Genomic DNA, 19,405 nt, shown 5'->3' with positions numbered 1-19,405 from the left:
GATAACCCGTCACCGCGACGAACTCGTCGAGGATCTGACGTTTCTCGGCGCGGCGACCAGCCCGGTAGCGCTCCACAATCGCGCCGATCAACTCCGACCTGGTCGCCATACTGACCTGCCTCGCCATCCTCGCCCCCTATGCCCTGCTGGGCTGGCGGGTAGCATTTCAAATGAGGCAACAACTGTAGCCGGTAGCAAATCAGCTGAGGCAATGCGGGGGTCAGTTTTCCATGTCGCCTGACAGCTGACGGCGTGCCGACCGGCTGAATGCGACCGCCAATGCTTCTAGCTGACACTCGAGAGTGAATGCCCTGAGAGTTGGCCAATTTCTCCGCTAGTGATTGCAGCGTGGCCCCGCGAGACCCGTTTCGAGCAGCGCTGCTGGGAGTTGCTGCGACGAACGTATGTCGATGCGCGGTACTCGCCGCACTACAAGATCACGACCGAGGAGCTGGCCTGGCTTGGAGAGCGCGTATGTCGCCAAGGGCTTCCTGCGAGAGACAGTGGTGCGCAAGGGCGTCGCGAATTGCGTCTCCAGGCGGCGAAACCCAGTCCGGGTCAAAGGTCCCAGGAGACATCATGATTCAGTGACGCCGAGGATGTTCAGCCTGTCCACCGTGCTCCAATCAGTTTGAGGGATCTTGGGCATGGACGAACCTCCGCGAACAGCCACCGCGTTCAGATGATAGCCTGGGTAAAATTCGATCGACGCTTCACCGCCCCCGCCGAACACTATGGGGACCCAGGGCAGTTCCGTTAGCGTGTCGACGGCTTCCAGATCGGCAAGCCGTCGCCGCAGCGCGGCGGCCGCTTCGTCGCCTAGCTCCCGACAGGCGTATGCCTCCTGCTCGCAGAGGCGGCGAAGCGCCTTCGTCTTGAATCCGAATTCCAACCTGCCACCAGTATCTGCACCCGCTGAGCTGGAATCAGCAGACCAACTCAAGGCCAATGACCGATCCGTACGCCAATTGGACCCCAGGCTTTTCTACGTTGGAGGTCGATTCGGTGGTTCGGAAGCGACTGAAATCGCGTGTCAGGCGCCAATTTTGGCGAACTCCCCCAATGGACCGGCTCGGCGCCTTTGCCCCCAAGCTGCCCCCCTTTGCCCAGCGAACGGATCGGGCCAACGGGGGTCAGTCGTAAGTTATTGATTTTTTGGAAGGCGATGGTGGATGCGACAGGGATTGAACCTGTGACCCCCTCGGTGTGAACGAGGTGCTCTCCCGCTGAGCTACGCATCCGCTATCCGCGAGGAGGTGGGCGTATAGCGTGGGCCCTTCCGCCCCGCAAGCGGCGAGAAGAGCGATGCGCCGCCGCGGTCAATATCGATATCGATGGCGCGTCCGTAGCTCAGCGGGCTCGTTCACACCGAGGGGGTCACAGGTTCAATCCCTGTCGCATCCACCATCCTGCTTCGCCTTGACGGGCTTCGCAGGACAAGTCGTTCCATCGCCGGCGAAGCGGGATGCCCTCCGAAGCCTTGGCGAAGGAGGGCCAGCTTCCCGGCGTTTCCAAGCTTCTCTGACTACCAATTCCAAAACCATGTTATCCTGGCGAAAACGAACCTTGCTGGGGAGAGCCGGGATGAGGGTTGTTCTGGGCGCCGTAACGGTCGCCGCCGCTGTTGTCGCCGTCATAGCGACCGCTTCGGTGGCCGCCGCGCCGGATGGCGGCGCGCCGTCGATGACGCCGGACCACGTGAGGGACTTCCAGCTCACCGACACGACCCGGATCGCGCACCGGCTGTCCTACTACCAATATGCGCCCGCCATCGTCCTGATGTCGCAGAAGGTGGGCTCGCCGCTGTCGCGCGCGGCCGCCGCCGAACTCGCCAAGCTGCAGGCCACCTACAAGGACAAGGGCGTCCTCTTCTACATGATCAACCCCGCCGATACGCGTGAGCAGGCCGCGGCCGAGGCCGCGTCCAACAGGTTCGCGGCGCCGGTCCTGATGGACGACCTGCAGCTGGTCGGCGAGCAGATGAACATCCAGCGCGAGGGCGAGGTCTTCGTGCTGGACCCCAGGGCCGACTTCAAGGTCGCCTACCGCGGCCCGTTGGATGATCGATTCAACAAGGCCACGCTGGATACGAACACCCGGCCCGCGAACGCCTATGCCGCTTCGGCGATCGATGCGGTGCTCGGCCACCAGCCCGTCGCCACTCCCCGTGTCGAGGCGAGGGCCGGACAACGGTTCGCCTTCCCGGACCGTCACCCGGTCGCGGCGTACGAAGAAATCTCCTATTCGAACACCGTCGCGCCGATCCTGCAGAAGAAGTGCGTGAGCTGCCACCAGAAGGGCGGCATCGGCCCATTCCAGATGAACAGCTACGAGGTGGTGAAGGGCTTCGCCCCGATGATGCGTGAGACGGTGATGACCCGGCGGATGCCGCCGTTCTTCGCCGATCCGCATGTGGGCAAGTGGTCGAACGACACCTCGCTCACGCCGGAAGAGACCAAGACCCTGGTCCACTGGATCGAGGCCGGCGCGCCGCGCGGCAAGGGCGAGGACATCCTGAAGACCCAGGCCGGCGAGGCTCCGGAGTGGCCCGCGGCGCTCGGCAAGCCGGACGTCGTCGTCCAGCTTCCCAGCTTCAGCGTCCCGGCCAGCGGCGTCATCGAGTACCAGCACATGACGGTCGACAATCCGTTCAAGGGCGACACCTGGCTGCGCGCGGTGGCCTTCCAGCCGGGCGCGCGCCCGGTCCTGCACCACATCACCTCGGGCTATTCGCCGGACAAGTCGCTGCCGCCGGCCGACATTCCGGGCAGCTCGGTGGGCTCCTATGTCCCGGGCGCGGGCATCCAGGTCTACAACGAGGGCACCGGCGCGCCGGTCCCCGCCGGCGGCAAGCTCAGTTTCTCGATGCACTACACCACCAACGGTAAGCCGATGACCGACGTGACCAAGATCGGCTACTATCTGCTGAAGGCGCCGCCTGAGATCATCCGGCGCGCGGCGGTGATCTCCAATCCGATCATGCGCATCCCAGCCGGCGAGGCGCGTCACCAGGAAGTCGCCTACCTCGAATTCCCGGCGGACGCAGTGCTCTACAGCGTGCACCCGCACGCCCACTACCGCGGCTATGCGGTCGAACTGACCCAGATCACCCCGGACGGCAGGGAGACGCCGATCCTGTCGGTGCCGAAGTACGACTTCAACTGGCAGCTCGACTACGACCTGGCCCAGCCGCTGACGGTCAAGAAGGGCACCAAGCTGCGCGTGAAGTGGACCTACGACAACTCCGACCACAATCCGGCCAATCCGGATCCGAAGCTCAACGTCACCTGGGGCGAGCAGACCTGGAACGAGATGATGTACTTCCGGATCAACTACCGCTGGGTAGACGAGACCAGCCACAACATCCGCAACGACCTGCAGGCCAAGCTGATGGAATCGCGGATCATCGGCTTCCTGGACGACAACGCGGACGGCAAGCTGCAGATCTCGGAGTTGCGGGGCCCCTATGCGTCGCTGAAAAGCCGGTTCGCGGCGCTGGACCTGAACCACGATGGCGGCCTCGACCTGAAGGAGCTGACCGCGGCCAACCTGACGCGCGGGGTCGCCAAGCGCCTGGCGGAGACCGACATCGAGCAGTAGGCGATGGAGGCCTGGCCAGCGGGAGGGCGCCTCGTTCACATCGAGGGGGTCACAGGTTCGATTGCGCCCTGCCAAGCTTGCGCTCCGGACATGAGGCGCCAGATTGGAGCTCTTCAGAGGAGTTCCCCGGCGTGACGTCCCCCTTCGACGGCTATGAAGTCGAACCGCAGCTGCGGCCCACGGCCGCCCGCTACGACTTCGATCTCGACGCCGCGCTGGACGCGGTGGTGGTGCTGGAGGCGCAGATTCCGGCCGACGCCTTCACAGCCGCCTCGCTGGGTACGGATCGGTTGGGCAACGGCATCGTCCTCGGCACCGAGGGCCTGGTGCTGACCATCGGCTACCTGCTGATGGAGGCCGACAGCGTCACCCTGACCGCCAACGACGGGCGCGAAGTCCCCGCCCATGTCCTGGGCTCCGACCCGGTGACCGGCTTCGGAATGCTGCAGGCGCTCGAACCCTTAAGGCTGCCCGGCCTGCCGCTCGGCGATTCCCGGCGGCTCAAGGCCGGCAGTTCGGTGATCCTGGCCGGCGGCGGCGGCCGCGCGCACGCCGCGGCGGGCCACGTCCTCACCCGCCAGCGCTTCGCCGGCTATTGGGAATACCTGCTGGAGGACGCCATCATCACCGAGCCGCCGCATCCCCACTGGAGCGGCGCGGCGCTGATCGGCGCGGCCGGCGAGCTGATGGGCGTGGGCTCGCTGACCATGCAGCACCGCACCGCGGACGGCGTGATCGCGTCCAACAATCTGTTCGTCCCTTCGGAGCTGCTGCCGCCCATCCTCGACGACCTGGCCAGCGGCCGGCCGGCGCACCCGCCGCGGCCGTGGCTTGGGGTCCTCGCCCAGGACGCCGGGCGGCATGTGGTGATCTCCGGCGTCAGCCCCGGCGGGCCGGCGGCGCGCGCCGAGCTACGCGCCGGGGACGCCGTCCTGGCCGTCGGCGGCGCCGCCGTCACCGACCTCGCCGATTTCTACAGCCGCGTGTGGGCTTGCGGCCCGGCGGGCGCGACCATCCCCCTGCAGGTGCGGCGGGAAGGCGACGTGTTCGACCTGGAGGTCCGATCGGCGGACCGCATGGCGATGATGAAGAAGCGCCGGCTGAACTGACGGCGGCGCGCGCCGTGCTTTTGGGGCGCGTTGGGGCTTTGGCGTTACGGGCTAAGCGCCTACCATCCTGCGATGTCTGACAATGAAGAACCCCTGAACCAGCAGCTGATGGAAGCCCGCGACCGGATCCGGCGGGAGCTGGAGATCCTGATCGCGCCGTCGAGCATCGGCGGCGGGGCCGACAGCCGCAGCGTGATCGCCGCCCTGGAACATGAGCTGGCCGAGATCGAGGCGGCGCTGGCGAACAGGGGCTAGCGAAACTGCGGCTTCGCCGCGGCTGGCTGGCGAATCACCCACGCGTTCAGCAGGCTGAATCGATAGGCATGGCCGGTGAGCAGGCCCGGGTGGCCCGGGACATCGGGATCCGTGCCTTCCAAGTGGACGATGAAGCGCGATCCGTCGACTAGCCGCTCCATCTGGTAGGCGATGGGGTTATAGCCCGGCTTCACGGGGACGGCCTGCAGGTTCGGGTCGGCCTGTTGCAGCCGCGTCATGACGGCCGCGAAGGTGACCTCGACCGGTAGTTTCGTCGCGACCACGTCGCAGCGATCGGGCGACCGTTCGGCCAGCAAGACGATGTCGCGGTAGGTGTCGGTGGTCCAAACCTTGATCGCGGCGTCCTTGAACATGAACCGCTCGGCCGGCTTCGCCGGGCGCAGGTCGGCCTTAGCTTCGGCGGGCAGGTCGGCGACGCCGCCGCTGTGCTCCAGGCTGTAGAGGCAGCGCGCGACGTCGAGGTAGAACCACTCCTCCGCCTGGGCCTTGGTCAGGACCGGAGCGGCCGCCGCCGGAGCGTCCGGGGTCTGGGCGCGGCTAAGGCCGCCGGACCCGATCAGCGCCAAGGCCGCCAGGGCCATCCGCGCCGCGGATTGAAGAGATCTCTGCACCGCCGCCCCTTATTCGAACCGCCAAGTGAAGCTTACGGGGCTGGACGCCACAATCCAGCGTCGAGTTGAACCGCGCCGCCACCGTGCGACGCCTAGGCCCGCCGCTTGAGCCCCTGCTGCTCCATCCGCCACTTGAGCTGGTCGAAGCGGTCCTGGCCGAAGAAGGGCTCGCCGCCGAAGGTCATCATCGGCACGCCCCAGTGGCCGGCGGCGCGCTGGGCGACCTGATTCTCCTCGACCACCGCGGCGAAGGGCGCCGGGTCGGCGTCGACGGCGGCGGCGAGCTCGGCGAAGTCGAGGCCGGCCCGGCCTGCGGCCTGAACGAGGTGGTCGCCCTCGTGCCAGTTGTCGGTCCCGCCGCCCCAGATCATCCGGCTGACCTCGTCGAGGAAGGCCACGCCCCTGCCCCGCTGCGCCGCCGCCACGCCCAGGTGGGTCAGACGGTGGATGTAGGGCTGCTGCATCCGGTAACCCTGTTCCGGCGACTGCTGGACCGGATCGGGCCGGGGCCAGCGGAACGGCAGGCCGAGGAAGGCGGCCTCGCGGAACACGTCGACCATGAAGTAGCGGACCCACAGCGGATCCTGCTGCTCGAAGAACTCCGGCGTACGGACCGCCAGCGGATAGACCGGCCGCACGTTGCAGGCCACGTCATAGTCCCGCTCCAGCTCCGCCAGCCGCGGCGTCACCAGGTAGGAATAGGGCGAGCGGAAGGACCAGTAGAGGTCGTAGCTGAGCGTCATGTCCCGAACCTCGTCATGGTGGCGCGTTTTATTGTGACACAAGGTGTGCCATAAGTTTGCCGACAGCAAGTAGGGGACGCGATATGGACTGGCGAGCGATCGGTGCGGCGGCGGCAGTTCTGGTGCTCTGGACGGCTCCAGCCGTGGCGCAGGCGCCTGCGGCGCCCGCCAGCTACGACGGGCTGAAGGTCACCTTCTGCGGCACCTCCGGGCCGCTGCCAGTCAAGGACCGCGCCAAGACCTGCGTCGCGATCCAGGCGGGTCCGGCCATGTACATGGTCGATGTGGGGCCGGAGTCGACCAAGAACATGCAGACCTGGCGCATGCCCATGGCGGCGGCGCGCGCGGTGTTCCTGACGCATCTGCACTCCGACCATCTGGGCGACCTGGGCGAGTTCAACATGCAGAGCTGGGTGGCCGGCCGCCCTGCCCCGCTGGTGCTGGTGGGCCCGCCGGGGACCGAGAAGGTCGCCGCCGGCTTCAACGAAGCCTATGGCCCCGACCACGGCTTCCGCAACGCCCACCACGAACATGGGAGCGTGAAGCTGCCGATCGCCGCGGGCCTCTTGGAGGCCCAGGTGGTTCCGGTCCCGGCCAGCGGCGCGGCGGTGGTCTGGAGCCAGGACGGCCTGACCGTCACCGCCATCGTTGTGCACCACAATCCGGTGACCCCGGCCTACGGCTACCGCTTCGACTACAAGGGCCGTTCGGTCGTGGTCAGCGGCGACACCATCAAGTGGCCGCCCCTCGCCGTCGCGGCCAAGGGCGCCGACGTGCTGATCCACGAGGCGCAGAACGCCGATATGACCAAGCAACTGTCGCAGGGCCTGCTGATGATGGGCAATCCGCGGATGAGCTCGATCATGGCCGACACGCTCACCTATCACACCACCCCGGTGGAGGCTGCGGAGATCGCCCGCATGGCCGGCGTCAAGCGGCTGGTACTCTACCACATCACGCAGGCGGGCCTGCCGATGTTCACACCGGAGGCCTTCACCAAGGGCATGGACGCCGGCGGGCCGCTCGACTGGCGGATTTCGAAGGACGGCATGACCATCGAACTGCCCGCGAACGGTCAGGACATCAAGTTCGGGCAGTTCTAGGGAATCAGCGCGGAGAGCGCCCCTAGGCGTTCATCGGCGGCTGGTGCTGCTCGATCAGGTCGCAGCGTTCGGCCTCGCGCACGGCGCGCGTGACGTTGAGCCGGGTGAGGATCGCCGCGTCGCCATAGGCCGCGCGCGCCTTTTCCAGCGCCGTGCGCCAGCTCTGGTTGGCCAGGTTGTCGGTCTCGCCGGCATAGACCACCGTCGGGCCGTCCTTGTTCAGCTTGGCGATCACGAAATTCGCCCCCGCCGGCGGCAGGAACCTGTCTTCTTCAAACGCGGTATAGCGGTAACGCGCGCCGGACTTGCCGGCGAGTTCGAACTGGCGGCTCAATGAGACTCTCCACCCCTGGACAACACGGTCTTCAGCCCGACCGAGCGACCGCGAGCCACTGTTGTCCGCGCGCTTGGCCAAAAATGGGCTCAGCTTGACCATGAGGGCCTTCTCCAAATCAGGACGGCCGAATAGGCCCGATGCGGAACAACCGGCGCCGTAAGACGTTCGGGCCATGCGCCGCCTCTGTTAGGGTCATATCTCCTCGGGGAGCGCGACTCGAAAGTCGTCGCCCTGACATCGGAGCCCCGCGAAGACTGTGGACACCTCGGCCGAATTCAACGTCAGGCGCAGCGGGGAACGGCCGACCGTCGCCCTGACCGGAGACTGGACGGCCAACAACCTGGGCGATGCGCCCGCGCGCCTGGCCCAGGCGGTCCACGCCGACCCCGCGTTCGCCGTCGACATCCGCAAAGTCCGCCGGCTCGACACCGCCGGCGCCTACGCCCTGATCCGCGTGGTGGGCCGCGACTTCGACCTGAAGACCGTGCAGGCCCGGCCGGAAAGCGCACGGTTGCTAGAACTGGTCGGCGCGGCGGTGCACGTCGAGCCGGCGCCCACCAATCGTCCCCGCGGCTTCCACGAGATGACCGTGCGCATCGGTAAGGGGGTGATGAACGTCGGCTACGAGTGGGTCGACACCCTGGCCTTCCTCGGCCACCTGCTGGTCGTGGTGGCCCGCGCCTTCGTCTATCTGTTCACTAACCCCAAACGGATCCGTTGGGCGGCGATCTTCTCCCTGGCCGAACGCGCCGGGCTGGACGCCATCCCGATCGTCGCGGTGACCTCCTTCTTCATCGGCGCGGTAGTGGGCCTCCTGGGCGCCAACATGCTGAGCCAGTTCGGCGCGCAGGTATTCGCCGTAGAGCTGATCGGCATCGCGGTGCTGCGCGAGTTCAACATCATCATCACCGCGGTGCTGCTGGCCGGCCGCTCGGCCTCCAGCTTCGCCGCGGAGCTCGGCTCGATGAAGATGAACCAGGAGATCGACGCCATGCAGGTGATGGGCGTCGATCCGTTCGAGGCCCTGGTCCTGCCGCGCTTCGTGGCGCTTTTGGCGACTATTCCGCTGCTGACCTTCGTGGCGACGCTCGCCGGCCTGTTCGGCGGCATGGTGGTGGTCTGGACGGCGCTGGACCTCGGCCCCGCCTTCTTCCTGCAGCGGATCGTCGACAACGTCGGCGTCGCGCATTTCTGGGTCGGCATGTCCAAGGCGCCGGTGATGGCCGCGGTGATCGCCGGTATCGGCTGCCGTCAGGGCCTGGAGGTCGGCGGCGACGTGGAATCCCTGGGCCGGCGGGTGACGGCGGCCGTGGTGCACGCCATCTTCGCCATCATCATGATCGACGCCGCCTTCGCGCTCCTGTTCATGAAACTGAACATATGAGCGACACTTCGCCCCCGCCCCATGTCCCGCCGGAAGAGGTCGACGAGGCCACCCTCACCGACGACGAGCTGCTCGACACCGACGGCCCGGCGGTGGAGGTGCACGGCCTGGTCTCGGCCTTCGGCGACAACGTGGTGCACGACGGCCTCGACATCACCTGCAAGCGCGGCGAGGTGCTGGGCGTGGTCGGCGGCTCAGGCGCCGGCAAGTCGGTGCTGCTCAATACCATCATCGGCCTGCGGACGCCGCAGGCCGGAACGGTGCGGGTGTTCGGCCAGGACATCGAGCGCGCCTCGCGCCGGCGCTGGACGGCGATCGAGCGGCGTTGGGGCGTGCTGTTCCAGCAGGGCGCGCTGTTCTCGAACCTCACGGTGCGCGAGAACGTGGCGGCGCCGATGTTCGAGCACACCAACCTGCCCCGCAAAGAGATTTACGACCTCTCCGATCTGAAGATCGCGCTCGTGGGCCTGCCGGCCAACGCCGGCGACCTGAAGCCCGCGGAGCTGTCTGGCGGCATGCGCAAGCGCGCCGGCCTGGCGCGCGCCCTGGCGCTCGACCCCGAACTGCTGTTCCTCGACGAGCCCACCGCCGGCCTCGACCCGATCAGCGCGGCGGCCTTCGACGAGCTGATCAAGGACCTCAGCGACAGCCTCGACCTGACGGTGTTCATGATCACCCACGACCTCGACACCCTCTATGAGATCACCGATCGCGTCGCCGTGATCGCCGACAAGAAGGTGGTCGCCATCGCTCCGGTCCGGCAGCTGGAGCACAACAAACACCCCTGGATTCAGGAGTATTTCCTGGGACCCCGCGGCCGCGCCGCGGCTAAGGTGAAGACGGAAGCCTGATGGAAAAGAACGCCAACTACGCCCTCGTCGGCCTGTCCTCGCTGATCCTGTTCGTGGGATTGGTGGTCTTCGTCGTGTGGCTCGCCCGGGTCTCGTTCTCCCAGGAATACGACCTCTACGATATCGTCTTCGACGGGCCGGTCCGCGGCCTGAACCAGGGCGGCGAAGTCCATTTCAACGGCATCAAGGTGGGCGAGGTCACCAAGATCGCGCTCGACCGCACCAACCCCAGCCGGGTGATCGCCCGCGCTCGCGTCACCTCCGACGTGCCGATCCGCGTCGACAGCTACGCCACCCTGGAGCCGCAGGGCATCACCGGCGTGAACTACGTCCAGATCACCGCCGGCACGGCGTCGAAGCCGCTCTTGAAAGTGGTCGAGAAGGCGAAGTGCCAAAGCAACGGCCTCAGCGCCTGCATCCCGATCCTGCGGAGCCAGCGCAGCGCCTTGTCCGACCTGCTTGAGGGCGGCGGCACGGTGCTGACCCGGACCATCGAGGCGCTGGACCGGGTGAACCGCGTGCTTTCCGACAAGAACATCCAGACCTTCGGGGCAGCGCTGTCCGACGCCCAGGCGGTGACCGCCGAGGTCCGCGAGCGCAAGGAGGTCATCGCCGACGCGCAGAAGCTCATCCAGGACCTGGACACCGCCACCCAGCACGCCGACGGCATCCTGGTCTCGACCCAGGGGCTCGTCGACGGCGACGCCAAGCGCAGCCTGAAGAACATCGCCGACGCCGCCGACGAGGCCAAGCAGACCGCCCATGACCTGCGCGGCATGGTCGACAAGCTGCAGGGCCCGACCGCCGACTTCGCCAACAACGGCCTGCCACAGATCACCAGCGCGATCGTCGAACTGCAGAAGGCCGCCGAGTCGCTGCAGCGCCTGGTCAACGAGATCCAACGCAGCCCGTCGGGCGCCCTGGGCAAGGGACCGTCCGAAGAAGTGAAGGTGAAGCCATGATCCGCCGCATCCTCGCCCTCGCCGTCGTCGGCGTTTGCGCCCTGGCTCTCAGCGGCTGCATCTCGCTGCTGCCGAAGAGCAAGGTCTCGCAGATGTATCGGTTCGGGCCCACGCCCGCCGCCGCGCCGGCGGCGCAGACGGGAAACGTCGCGGTCTTCCGGACCAACGGCGACTTCCAGGAGGAGGCGGCCGACGACCGCATCCTGACCGTCAGCGGCGGCAAGGCGGCCTATGTCGCCGAGGCGCGGTGGGTGGCCCCGGCCCAGGTGCTGTTCGACCAGGCGGTCGCCAACGCCTTCGACGCCAGCCCGGTGCGCCTGATCGCCCGCGGACAGCAGGGCCGCGCGGCCTATGCGCTTCGGCTGGACGTGCGCACCTTCGAGGCGAGCTATGACGCCGGAAAGGACGCGCCGACCATCGTGGTGCACATCCACGCCGCGCTCACCAAGGCCGACCAGTCGGGCGTCGGCGAGCAGGACTTCGAGGCCCGTGTCCCGGCATCGGACAACCGCGTCGGCGCCATCGTCGCGGCGTTCGACGCGGCGTCGAAGGACGTGATCGGCAAGCTGGTCGCCTGGACCGAGACGAAGGCGACCTAGGCTTCGAGCCCCGCCTGACGTTTGGCGGCGGTGACGGTGTTCTGCAGCAGGACCGCGACGGTCATCAGGCCGACGCCGCCGGGCACCGGGGTGATCGAGCCGGCGACCTGGCTGGCGGATTTGAAATCCACGTCGCCAACCACCTTGGTGCGGCCCTCGGCGGCTTTGATCGGATCGTCGAAGGGCACGCGGTTGATGCCGACGTCGATCACTGCCGCGCCCGGCTTGATCCAGTCGGCCTTGATCATCCGCGGGCGGCCCACCGCGGCCACCAGGATATCGGCCTCGCGGCAGACCGCCGGCAGGTCGGCGGTGCGCGAGTGGGCTATGGTCACCGTGCAGTCGGCCTGTAGCAGCAGCTGCGCCACCGGCCGGCCCACCAGCATCGAGCGTCCCACCACCACGGCGCGCTTGCCGCTGAGGTCGCCCAGGGTCTCGCGCAGGAGGATCAGGCAGCCCATCGGCGTGCAGGGGTAGAGCCCGGGCAGACCGCTCGCCAGGCGCCCGGCGCTGATCATGGTCAGGCCGTCGACGTCCTTCTCCGGGTTCAGGATTGCCAGCACGGCCCGCTCGTCGAGATGCTTGGGCAGCGGCAACTGGACCAGGATGCCGTGGATCAGCGGATCCCGGTTGAGGTCCTCCACCAAGGCCAGGAGCTGGTCCTGGGTGGTGTCCTCCGGCAGGCGGTGGGTCACCGAATGCATGCCGGCGGCCAGGGAGTGCTCGCCCTTGGAGCGGACGTAGATCTGGCTGGCGGGATCATCGCCGACCAGCACCACCGCCAGGCCCGGCTGGATGCCGTGGTTGGCCTTCAGCTCCGCCACCTGGATCGCCACGTCGGCCCGCAGGCGCTCGGCATAGATTTTGCCGTCGATCAGCTTGGCGGTGGACTCAGGCATCAGCGGCTCCGGGATTTCGCGCTCCGACTAGCCGCTTGGGGCGCCTAGCGCAAATCCCGCCCGCGGCGCAGCCACATCGCCACCGCCCAGACGTGGGAGTCACGGTCCAGGCGGACCAGCGCCTCGTGCGGCGTCATCCATTCCAGGGCGTGGTCATCCTCGATCTTCAGGTGCGGCGCCGCGGCCTCCAGCCGGGCGGCGAAGAAAACCCCGCGGGTGTTGACGCTCGACCCGTCCTCGTTGGTGAAAAAGTGATCGGCGCGGGCGACCTCGCCTTCGACGGCCACCGCCAATCCAACTTCCTCACCGCATTCACGGATCGCGGCCTGCTGCGGCGTCTCGCCCGGATCGATTCCGCCGCCCGGCAGGTCGAGACGACCGCCGCCGCCTTCGAAGGTGACGCGCGCCATGGCGATCCGGCCGTCGCGCTCAACGATCACGAAGGCCGCCGGCCGGTCCGGATAAGACCGCCCGGGTTCAGGTTCGCCGAACTGCGGAATGGTCATCAGTCGATCGCGTAGAAGGCGTTGTAGGGATCGACCTTACCCGAGAGGATGTCGGCCAGCGGCACGGGCCGCCAGCCCACGGTCTGACTGTCGGCGCCGCGCCAGGCCATGACGATCATGTCGCGCAGCTCCGAGGCGCCGATGGCGATCTGCCGGGTGGCGAAGGCCGCGCCGCGCGGATCGCCGGGCTTCATGCCGCCGGCCTTCTCCAACTCATAGAGCGGAACCGCCTGGGCGCCGGTTGCGGCGAGATAGGCGCCGACGAGCTGGATATCGACCCCGCCGTCGGCGGCGCGCAGCGGCGTCATCGCCTTGTCCACGTCGGCCTGGGTGACCGACTGGCGCACCAGGGCGCCCTCGAAGTCGGCGTGCGTCGTCCTGGACGTGGAATAGCCGCCGGGGTTCGGATAGTCGCCCCAGCCGTTGAAATGGATGGAGACGTGCAGCGGCTGGCTGCCGTCGCCGACGAAGTGCGACAGGTAGCCGATGTCGATCAGGACCTGTTTTTCGCGCCGCGCCTTGTCGGCGACAAAGAAGGCCTTGTGCTCCGCCCAGGCCGGATTGGACGCCGCGAAATTCAGCGCCTTCCAGTAGGCGAAATCCTGCATAACTTGCTGATAATATTCCAGAATGCTGTAAGGCAGATAGCCGGCCTTCCAGCTATCCGTTCCGGCCGCCTGCAGGGCCTTTTCGTAGTCCTGGCGGGTCGTTGGCAGGGCCGTGACCTTGGGGCCGCCTAACACGGTCCCGTCGTCACTGAGATCCAGGAAGTGGCCCTGGTCGCGGTCGCTGTCGAAGGCCTTGCCGGCGCGCTTGATGCGGTCCGGCTCGCGGCTGTACTCGCCGACGTCGACGATCGCCTGCGGGGCCTTCAGGAAGGCCGGCAACTCGGCCGGCAGGGCCTGCATCGCCGCGACCCCGATCATCCGGTGGCCGGAACCGCCCCAGGCGAAGACCGCGCCGGGCGCGGCGATGACGAGGGCTGCGACGGCGGCGATCAGGGGACGTTTCATGGCCTCCGGTTTGTCGGCTCGCTTCCCCAAAGGCAAGAGCCGATCAGGCGATGTCCAGCGCCGCCTCCACCCGGGCGATCCAGGCCTCGATGCGGGGATAGGCCGCCAGGTCGAAGCCGCCGTCACCGGCCTCCCGCGTGTAGGCGACCAGGGCCACGTCGGCGAGGCTGACCGCCGGCCCCGCCAGGAACGGCGAGGCCGCCAGCCCGTCCTCCATGCGCTGCAGCGCGCCCCAGCCGCGCTCCACCAGGCGCGGCTCCAGGTCGGCTATCGGCTTGCCCAGGAAACGCACCTGGAAGCGGGCCACGGCGATATAGGGCTCGTGGCTGTACTGCTCCCAGAACATCCATTCGAGCATCTTGGCGCGCTGATAGGCGTCGGCCGGGATCAGGGCCGAGCCCTCCGCCAAGTGCAGGATGATGGCGTTCGACTGGGCCAGGGCGCGGCCGTCATCGAGGATCACGGCCGGAACTTGCCCCGCCGGATTCAGCGCCAGGAACTCCGCAGTGCGGCTCTCCGACTTCAGGACGCTGGTCTCGATCCAGCTGTAGGAAAGGCCCAACGAGTCGGCGACCCACTTCACCTTCAGGCAGTTGCCGGAGATGGAATCCCCATAGATTTTCATGACGTGCGCCCCCTGATCGCGGCGCGGATAAAGCGGCTATCCGTCTCGGCGCGCAAGCGATGTCGGCTTACGTCGCCTGTTAGAGTTACTGACAGGCTACGAGGCCGTACCCCGCTTGGGGTTGGCAGCCCAGCTCAGTCCGGCTAGGTTCGCCATCGCACCAGTTCAACGACGAAGGAGGACGCCGTCTTGCGACGCCGCCTCGCCGCCCTGGCAATCTTGCCCCTGATTTTCCTCTCCTCCACCGCCCAGGCTGCGCCTGCGGATCCGGTCGGCGACCTGATCATGTCGGTGGTCACCGGCGCCCTGCCCTCCGGTCCCGGCTGGAATCTGAAGGCGACGCTCTATCATGCCGGGGCCAAGGGCGTCGGCGCGCTGGACGCCCTGGGCTGCAAGGTCGTGGCCATGCGCACGGTCGCCGTGGACAAGAACCTGATCCCCAAGCGCAGCGTGCTGTTCATCAAGGAAACCGTCGGCCTGAAGATGCCCGACGGCAGCGTGCATGACGGCTACTGGTACGCTTCCGACGCCGGTAGCGCGATCAAGGGCCCGCGCATCGACCTCTACACCGGCAAGAACGCCGGCTCGATGGGCCCGGTCCGCAGCCTGAACCTGTCCAGCCTCACCGCCGTCAAGGTCGGCGACTTCCAAGGCTGCCCCCCGGGCTAGAGCTCCGGCCCGCCCGACACATCTCCCCGGACTGCGGCCCCGCCATTCTTGGCACTATTCAGCATGTCTGGAGAACCCCTTGATCGAAAAGCCGAATTTCTTCGTCTTCACCGGCGGCCCGGGGGTCGGCAAGACCACCCTTATCCGCCACCTCGAAAGCCGGGGTGAGCGGGTCGTCGAAGAGACGCACCGGGCGGTCATCGCCGAGCAGGCCGCCGCGGGCGGGCGGGCCACGCCCTGGGACCACCACGCGACCTACTGCGAGCTGTGCGTGCGGCGCGACATCGCCAAGTTCGACGCGCTGGCCCATGAGACGGCCCGCGTCTTCTTCGACCGCAGCATTCTCGACGGATTCGACGCCAGATGGGACGCGCCGGCCGAGCTGATCGGCGCCGCGCAGATGCGCCGGTACAACGCCCGGGTCTTCGTCTTCCCGCCGTGGCGCGAGATCTACGAGACGGACGCCGAGCGCCGCCAAGACTGGGCCGAGGCGGAGGCCACGTTCGGGCGCATCCTGCGCGGGCTGCAGCGTTTCGGCTATGAGCCGCTGATCGTGCCGACGGGCGCCGTCGAGGCCCGCGCCGCCTTCGTGCTGGGCCACGCCTTGCAGGCCGGCCCGAGTCCGCCCTAGGGTCCGCTGCCTTCCCTTCCAGACGGACGCCCAAACGATGCTGAACCGCCGCGCCATGCTCCTTTCCACCGGCGCCGCGGCGGCGGCCGTGGGGCTCGCGCCCCGGGCCCTGGCAGCCGGCGATCCGCAGCTTTCGGCCCTGTTCGACGCCTTCTTCAAGGAGGGCCTGCAGCAGCGCCCGGAAAGCGCCACCCAGCTCGGTCTCGACAAGGGCGCCAACGCCGGCCTGAAAGGCAGGCTCGACGACGGATCGAGCGCCGGCCGCGCCGCCGCCAAGGCGCTGAACGCCGACCAGCTTCGCCGCCTGCAGGCTGTCGATCGGACCAGGCTCACCGGCCCTGACCGGCTGAACTATGACGTGGTGCTCTATACGCGCCAGTCAACCGCCCGCACCCAGGGCTTCGATTTCGGGGGTTCGGCCTTCAGCCCGTCGACCTATGTGCTGAGCCAGCTCACCGGCGCCTACCAGTCGACGCCCGACTTCCTCGACACCAAGCACACCATTGCCACGGCGGAAGACGCCGACGCCTATCTGTCGCGCCTGTCGGCCTTCGGCGACCAGCTGAACGCCGACACCGACCGGCTGCGCCACGACGTCGGCCTGGGCATCACGCCGCCGGACTTCATCCTCGACCTGACCCTCGACCAGATGGGCAAGACCGTGCTGCCGGCCGACAGGGCGCTGGTGGTCACCTCCATCGCCCGCCGGGCCTCGGACAAGGGCCTGGGCGACCGCTACGGCAGGGATGCGGCGAAGATCTACAGCGAGAAGGTCCTGCCGGCCCTGGAACGCCAGCTGGCGGCCACCAAGGCCTTGCGGGCCGGCGCCGTCCACGACGCCGGCGTCTGGCGCTTCAAGGAAGGGCCCGCCTTCTATGAGGCCGCCCTGCATTCCACGACGACGACCCGGTATTCGCCGGACGAAGTGCACAAGATCGGCCTGGAACAGGGCAAGGAGATCTCGGCGCGGATCGACGGCCTCCTGAAGAAGGAGGGCCTGACGCAGGGCTCGATCGCCGAGCGGATCAAGCACCTCTACGCCGACCCCAAGCAGCTGTTCCCCAACACCGACGCCGGCAAGGTCGAGGCCATCGCCTACTGCAACCGCCGCCTGGACGAGATCCGCCCGCGGCTGCCCAGCGTCTTCAAGCGCGTCCCGCCCTACAAGTTCGAGGTCCGCCGGGTGCCGATCCAGACCGAGGCCGGCGCGGCCTCGGCCTTCAGCCAGGGCCCGGCCATCGACGGCTCACGGCCGGGCATCGTCTATTTCAACCTGCACGACAGCGCCGAGTGGCCCAGGTTCTGCCTCTCGACCACCATCTTCCACGAGGGCCTGCCGGGGCATCAGCTGGAGGGCGGACTGGCGCTCTCCAACACCGACCTGCCGCTGATCCGCAAGTCCACCGGCTTCTCCGGCTATGGCGAAGGCTGGGCGCTCTACGCCGAGCAGCTGGCCGACGAGATCGGCATGTACGACGACGACCCACTGGGCCGCATCGGCTACCTGAAGTTCCAGCTGTTCCGCGCGAACCGCTGCGTGGTCGACACCGGCATCCACCACATGCGCTGGAGCCGCGAGCAGGCGATCGCCCGCTTCGTCGAGAACGAGGGTGAGGCCCCCGGCTTCGCGGCTCGCGAGGTCGAACGCTATTGCGCCACGCCGGGACAGGCCTGTTCCTACAAGCTCGGCCACACCACCATCGTGAACCTGCGCGGCCGCGCCAAGGCGGCGCTGGGTGGCAAATTCGACATCAAGGATTTCCACGAGGCCGTGCTGTCCTGCGGCCGCGTGCCGCTCGACATCCTCGACCAGGTCGGCGCCGACTGGATCGCCGCGCGCAAGGCCGCTTAGGAACGGTTTGCGCCGGCTTCGGACGCGTCGCGAAGACGCCGTCAGGTCTCGACGAAGGCGCGCTCGAGGACGAAGTCGCCGGGGCTGGCGATGGAGCCTTCCTCGTAGCCGAGGTCCAGCAGTTGCTGCTTCAGGTCGGCCAGCACCGAGGGGCCGCCGCAGAGCATCACCCGGTCCACGGCCCGATCGAACGGCGGCGTCCCCAGATCGCGGAACAGCTGGCCCGAGGCGATCAGGTCGGTGATCCGGCCCTCAGTCTTGAACGGCTCGCGGGTGACGGTGGGATAGTATTTGAGCTTCGGTCCGATCAGCTCGCCCAGGATCTCGTCCTCGGCCAAGGCGCCGGACAAGAGCTCGCGATAATTCAGATCGGCGACTTCGCGCACCGTGTGGGTGACGATCACCTCGTCGAAGCGTTCGTAGACGTCCGGATCTCGGGCCAGCGACAGCCAGGGGGCCAGCCCCGTGCCGGTGCCCAGCATGTAGAGCCGCTTGCCTGGGCGCAGGCCGTCCAGCACCAGGGTGCCGGTGGGCTTGCGGCCGATCAGCACCTGGTCGCCGACCTGGATCTTCTGCAGGCGCGAGGTTAGCGGGCCGTCCGGGACCTTGATCGAATAGAACTCCAGCTCCTCGTGCCAGGACGGCGAGGCGATGGAATAGGCGCGGACCAGCGGCTTTCCGTCCTCCTTCTCCAGCCCGACCATGACGAACTGCCCGCTGGAGAAGCGCAGGCCCGGATCGCGGGTCGTGCGGAACGAGAACAGGCTCTCAGTCCAATGCTGGACCCAGGTCACGGTCTCGACAAAGAAGGCGCCGCCGGCTTTCACAGGAGCCGCCACGGGCGCGAGGGAAACGTCATTCATCGGGGTGTCTACGCTCTCTCAGGTCCGCGTCAAATATCGCCGCCGACATTGGCCACCGCACCAGGCGCGCGCGCGACATGGATGCCGCACTCGGTCTTGTCCTCCCCGGCCCAGCGGCCGGCGCGGACATCCTGGCCGTCCTCCACCGGCTTCGTGCAGGGCCAGCAACCGATCGAGGGGAAGCCCTGCGCCACCAGCGGATGAGCTGGCAGATCGTATTCCGCCGCGTAGGCGTCAAGGTCTTCCCTGCCCCAATTGGCCAGGGGATTGAATTTCACCTGGTGGTCGGCCTCCTCGACCACCGGCAGCGACAGGCGCGCGCCGCCGTGGAAGCGCTTGCGCCCGGTGATCCAGCCGTCGAAGTCGGCCAGGGCGCGATCCAGTGGCAGCACCTTGCGCACGTGGCAGCAGGCGTCGGTGTCAGTCTGCCAGAGCTTGGCCTCAGGGTCGGCGGTGGCCAGGTCGTGGTAGTTGGGGCGCAGGTCGCGCACGTCGATCAGACCGAGCTTCGCCGCCAGTTGCCGACGGTAGTCGAGCGTCTGGCCGAACAGCATGCCAGTGTCCAGGAACAGCACCGGCATGTCCGGCTTCACCTTGGAGACCAGGTGCAGCAGCACCGCCGATTCCGCCCCGAAGGACGAGACCAGGGCCAGCCTGTCGCCGAAGGTCGCCACCGCCTCCTCGATGACCGTGCGCGGGTGCGCGTGGCGCAACTCGGCGTCCAGGCGCGGGGCCAGCGCCAGGTAGCGGTCGGAAATATCGTAGGCCAAGC

General features: G+C 67.8%; 21 protein-coding genes and 1 tRNA gene. 11 read left to right on the top strand and 11 right to left on the bottom strand.

Annotation, left to right across the window (positions count from 1 at the left end; genetic code table 11):
- Window positions 1–577: 577 nt before the first annotated feature.
- Window positions 578–892, bottom strand: a complete 315-nt coding sequence (locus VHS75_RS06395) for a hypothetical protein (protein WP_329637778.1) — start codon at window positions 890–892, stop codon at window positions 578–580.
- Between the two features lie 274 nt (window positions 893–1,166).
- Window positions 1,167–1,241, bottom strand: a tRNA-Val gene (locus tag VHS75_RS06390).
- Window positions 1,242–1,584: 343 nt separating this feature from the next.
- Here VHS75_RS06390 and VHS75_RS06385 point away from each other — a divergent pair.
- The 3 genes from VHS75_RS06385 to VHS75_RS06375 all read left to right on the top strand — a co-directional run bounded on the left by VHS75_RS06385 (window position 1,585) and on the right by VHS75_RS06375 (window position 4,964).
- Complete coding sequence (locus VHS75_RS06385) at window positions 1,585–3,600, top strand: redoxin domain-containing protein (RefSeq protein ID WP_329637777.1); 2,016 nt, start codon at window positions 1,585–1,587, stop codon at window positions 3,598–3,600.
- Window positions 3,601–3,731: 131 nt separating this feature from the next.
- A complete protein-coding gene (locus tag VHS75_RS06380) occupies window positions 3,732–4,709 on the top strand; it encodes a S1C family serine protease (protein WP_329637776.1) in 978 nt (325 codons plus the stop codon).
- Between the two features lie 72 nt (window positions 4,710–4,781).
- Window positions 4,782–4,964: a hypothetical protein gene (locus VHS75_RS06375; RefSeq protein ID WP_329637775.1), complete on the top strand. Its 183-nt coding sequence runs from the start codon at window positions 4,782–4,784 to the stop codon at window positions 4,962–4,964.
- Here the strand turns inward: VHS75_RS06375 and VHS75_RS06370 are convergent.
- Together VHS75_RS06370 and VHS75_RS06365 are read right to left on the bottom strand one after the other, a co-directional pair.
- A complete protein-coding gene (locus tag VHS75_RS06370; protein ID WP_329637774.1) occupies window positions 4,961–5,596 on the bottom strand; it encodes a hypothetical protein in 636 nt (211 codons plus the stop codon). The genes VHS75_RS06375 and VHS75_RS06370 overlap by 4 nt on opposite strands.
- 92 nt (window positions 5,597–5,688) lie before the next feature.
- Window positions 5,689–6,339, bottom strand: coding sequence for a 2-hydroxychromene-2-carboxylate isomerase (locus tag VHS75_RS06365; protein WP_329637773.1), 651 nt, complete (start codon window positions 6,337–6,339; stop codon window positions 5,689–5,691).
- Between the two features lie 83 nt (window positions 6,340–6,422).
- Between VHS75_RS06365 and VHS75_RS06360 the strand changes: the two genes are divergently transcribed.
- Window positions 6,423–7,442, top strand: coding sequence for an MBL fold metallo-hydrolase (locus VHS75_RS06360; RefSeq protein WP_329637772.1), 1,020 nt, complete (start codon window positions 6,423–6,425; stop codon window positions 7,440–7,442).
- A 22-nt stretch (window positions 7,443–7,464) separates the two neighbouring features.
- On the opposite strand, the gene VHS75_RS06355 is transcribed toward VHS75_RS06360, so the two are convergent.
- Complete coding sequence (locus VHS75_RS06355; RefSeq protein WP_329637771.1) at window positions 7,465–7,776, bottom strand: hypothetical protein; 312 nt, start codon at window positions 7,774–7,776, stop codon at window positions 7,465–7,467.
- A 259-nt stretch (window positions 7,777–8,035) separates the two neighbouring features.
- On the opposite strand from VHS75_RS06355, the gene VHS75_RS06350 reads away from it, so the two are divergent.
- From VHS75_RS06350 to VHS75_RS06335, 4 genes are read left to right on the top strand one after another with little or no spacing between them, the layout of a single operon-like run.
- Window positions 8,036–9,163, top strand: coding sequence for an ABC transporter permease (locus tag VHS75_RS06350; protein ID WP_329637770.1), 1,128 nt, complete (start codon window positions 8,036–8,038; stop codon window positions 9,161–9,163).
- Window positions 9,160–10,014, top strand: coding sequence for an ABC transporter ATP-binding protein (locus tag VHS75_RS06345; RefSeq protein ID WP_329637769.1), 855 nt, complete (start codon window positions 9,160–9,162; stop codon window positions 10,012–10,014). The genes VHS75_RS06350 and VHS75_RS06345 overlap by 4 nt, the downstream gene beginning before the upstream one ends.
- Complete coding sequence (locus VHS75_RS06340) at window positions 10,014–10,976, top strand: MlaD family protein (protein WP_329637768.1); 963 nt, start codon at window positions 10,014–10,016, stop codon at window positions 10,974–10,976. The genes VHS75_RS06345 and VHS75_RS06340 overlap by 1 nt, the downstream gene beginning before the upstream one ends.
- A complete protein-coding gene (locus tag VHS75_RS06335) occupies window positions 10,973–11,575 on the top strand; it encodes an ABC-type transport auxiliary lipoprotein family protein (protein ID WP_329637767.1) in 603 nt (200 codons plus the stop codon). The genes VHS75_RS06340 and VHS75_RS06335 overlap by 4 nt, the downstream gene beginning before the upstream one ends.
- On the opposite strand, the gene folD is transcribed toward VHS75_RS06335, so the two are convergent.
- Genes folD through VHS75_RS06315 form a run of 4 tightly spaced genes read right to left on the bottom strand, consistent with a single transcriptional unit; the run spans window position 11,572 to window position 14,618 of the window.
- On the bottom strand, window positions 11,572–12,474 hold the full coding sequence (folD, locus tag VHS75_RS06330) for a bifunctional methylenetetrahydrofolate dehydrogenase/methenyltetrahydrofolate cyclohydrolase FolD (protein WP_329637766.1): 903 nt from the start codon (window positions 12,472–12,474) through the stop codon (window positions 11,572–11,574). The two genes, VHS75_RS06335 and folD, sit on opposite strands and share 4 nt — an antisense overlap.
- Window positions 12,475–12,518: 44 nt before the next feature.
- Window positions 12,519–12,980, bottom strand: coding sequence for an NUDIX domain-containing protein (locus tag VHS75_RS06325; RefSeq protein WP_329637765.1), 462 nt, complete (start codon window positions 12,978–12,980; stop codon window positions 12,519–12,521).
- A complete protein-coding gene (locus VHS75_RS06320) occupies window positions 12,980–13,993 on the bottom strand; it encodes a S1/P1 Nuclease (RefSeq protein ID WP_329637764.1) in 1,014 nt (337 codons plus the stop codon). The genes VHS75_RS06325 and VHS75_RS06320 overlap by 1 nt, the downstream gene beginning before the upstream one ends.
- A gap of 43 nt (window positions 13,994–14,036) precedes the next feature.
- Window positions 14,037–14,618: a glutathione S-transferase family protein gene (locus tag VHS75_RS06315; protein ID WP_329637763.1), complete on the bottom strand. Its 582-nt coding sequence runs from the start codon at window positions 14,616–14,618 to the stop codon at window positions 14,037–14,039.
- 189 nt (window positions 14,619–14,807) lie between these two features.
- Between VHS75_RS06315 and VHS75_RS06310 the strand changes: the two genes are divergently transcribed.
- The 3 genes from VHS75_RS06310 to VHS75_RS06300 all read left to right on the top strand — a co-directional run bounded on the left by VHS75_RS06310 (window position 14,808) and on the right by VHS75_RS06300 (window position 17,770).
- On the top strand, window positions 14,808–15,287 hold the full coding sequence (locus VHS75_RS06310) for a 3D domain-containing protein (RefSeq protein ID WP_329637762.1): 480 nt from the start codon (window positions 14,808–14,810) through the stop codon (window positions 15,285–15,287).
- Window positions 15,288–15,366: 79 nt separating this feature from the next.
- Window positions 15,367–15,918, top strand: a complete 552-nt coding sequence (locus VHS75_RS06305; RefSeq protein WP_329637761.1) for an AAA family ATPase — start codon at window positions 15,367–15,369, stop codon at window positions 15,916–15,918.
- 55 nt (window positions 15,919–15,973) lie between these two features.
- Window positions 15,974–17,770: a DUF885 domain-containing protein gene (locus VHS75_RS06300; RefSeq protein WP_329637760.1), complete on the top strand. Its 1,797-nt coding sequence runs from the start codon at window positions 15,974–15,976 to the stop codon at window positions 17,768–17,770.
- A gap of 41 nt (window positions 17,771–17,811) precedes the next feature.
- Here VHS75_RS06300 and VHS75_RS06295 read toward each other — a convergent pair whose 3' ends face one another.
- Together VHS75_RS06295 and VHS75_RS06290 are read right to left on the bottom strand one after the other, a co-directional pair.
- Window positions 17,812–18,633, bottom strand: a complete 822-nt coding sequence (locus VHS75_RS06295) for a ferredoxin--NADP reductase (RefSeq protein ID WP_329637759.1) — start codon at window positions 18,631–18,633, stop codon at window positions 17,812–17,814.
- Between the two features lie 29 nt (window positions 18,634–18,662).
- Window positions 18,663–19,403, bottom strand: coding sequence for a phosphoadenylyl-sulfate reductase (locus VHS75_RS06290; RefSeq protein ID WP_414694248.1), 741 nt, complete (start codon window positions 19,401–19,403; stop codon window positions 18,663–18,665).
- Window positions 19,404–19,405: the final 2 nt, after the last annotated feature.

Origin of the sequence: Phenylobacterium sp., assembly GCF_036264965.1 — a bacterium.
Taxonomy (GTDB): domain Bacteria; phylum Pseudomonadota; class Alphaproteobacteria; order Caulobacterales; family Caulobacteraceae; genus Phenylobacterium.
The sequence above is the reverse complement of the archived record's forward strand: the minus strand, read 5'-3'. Positions and strand labels throughout refer to the sequence as shown.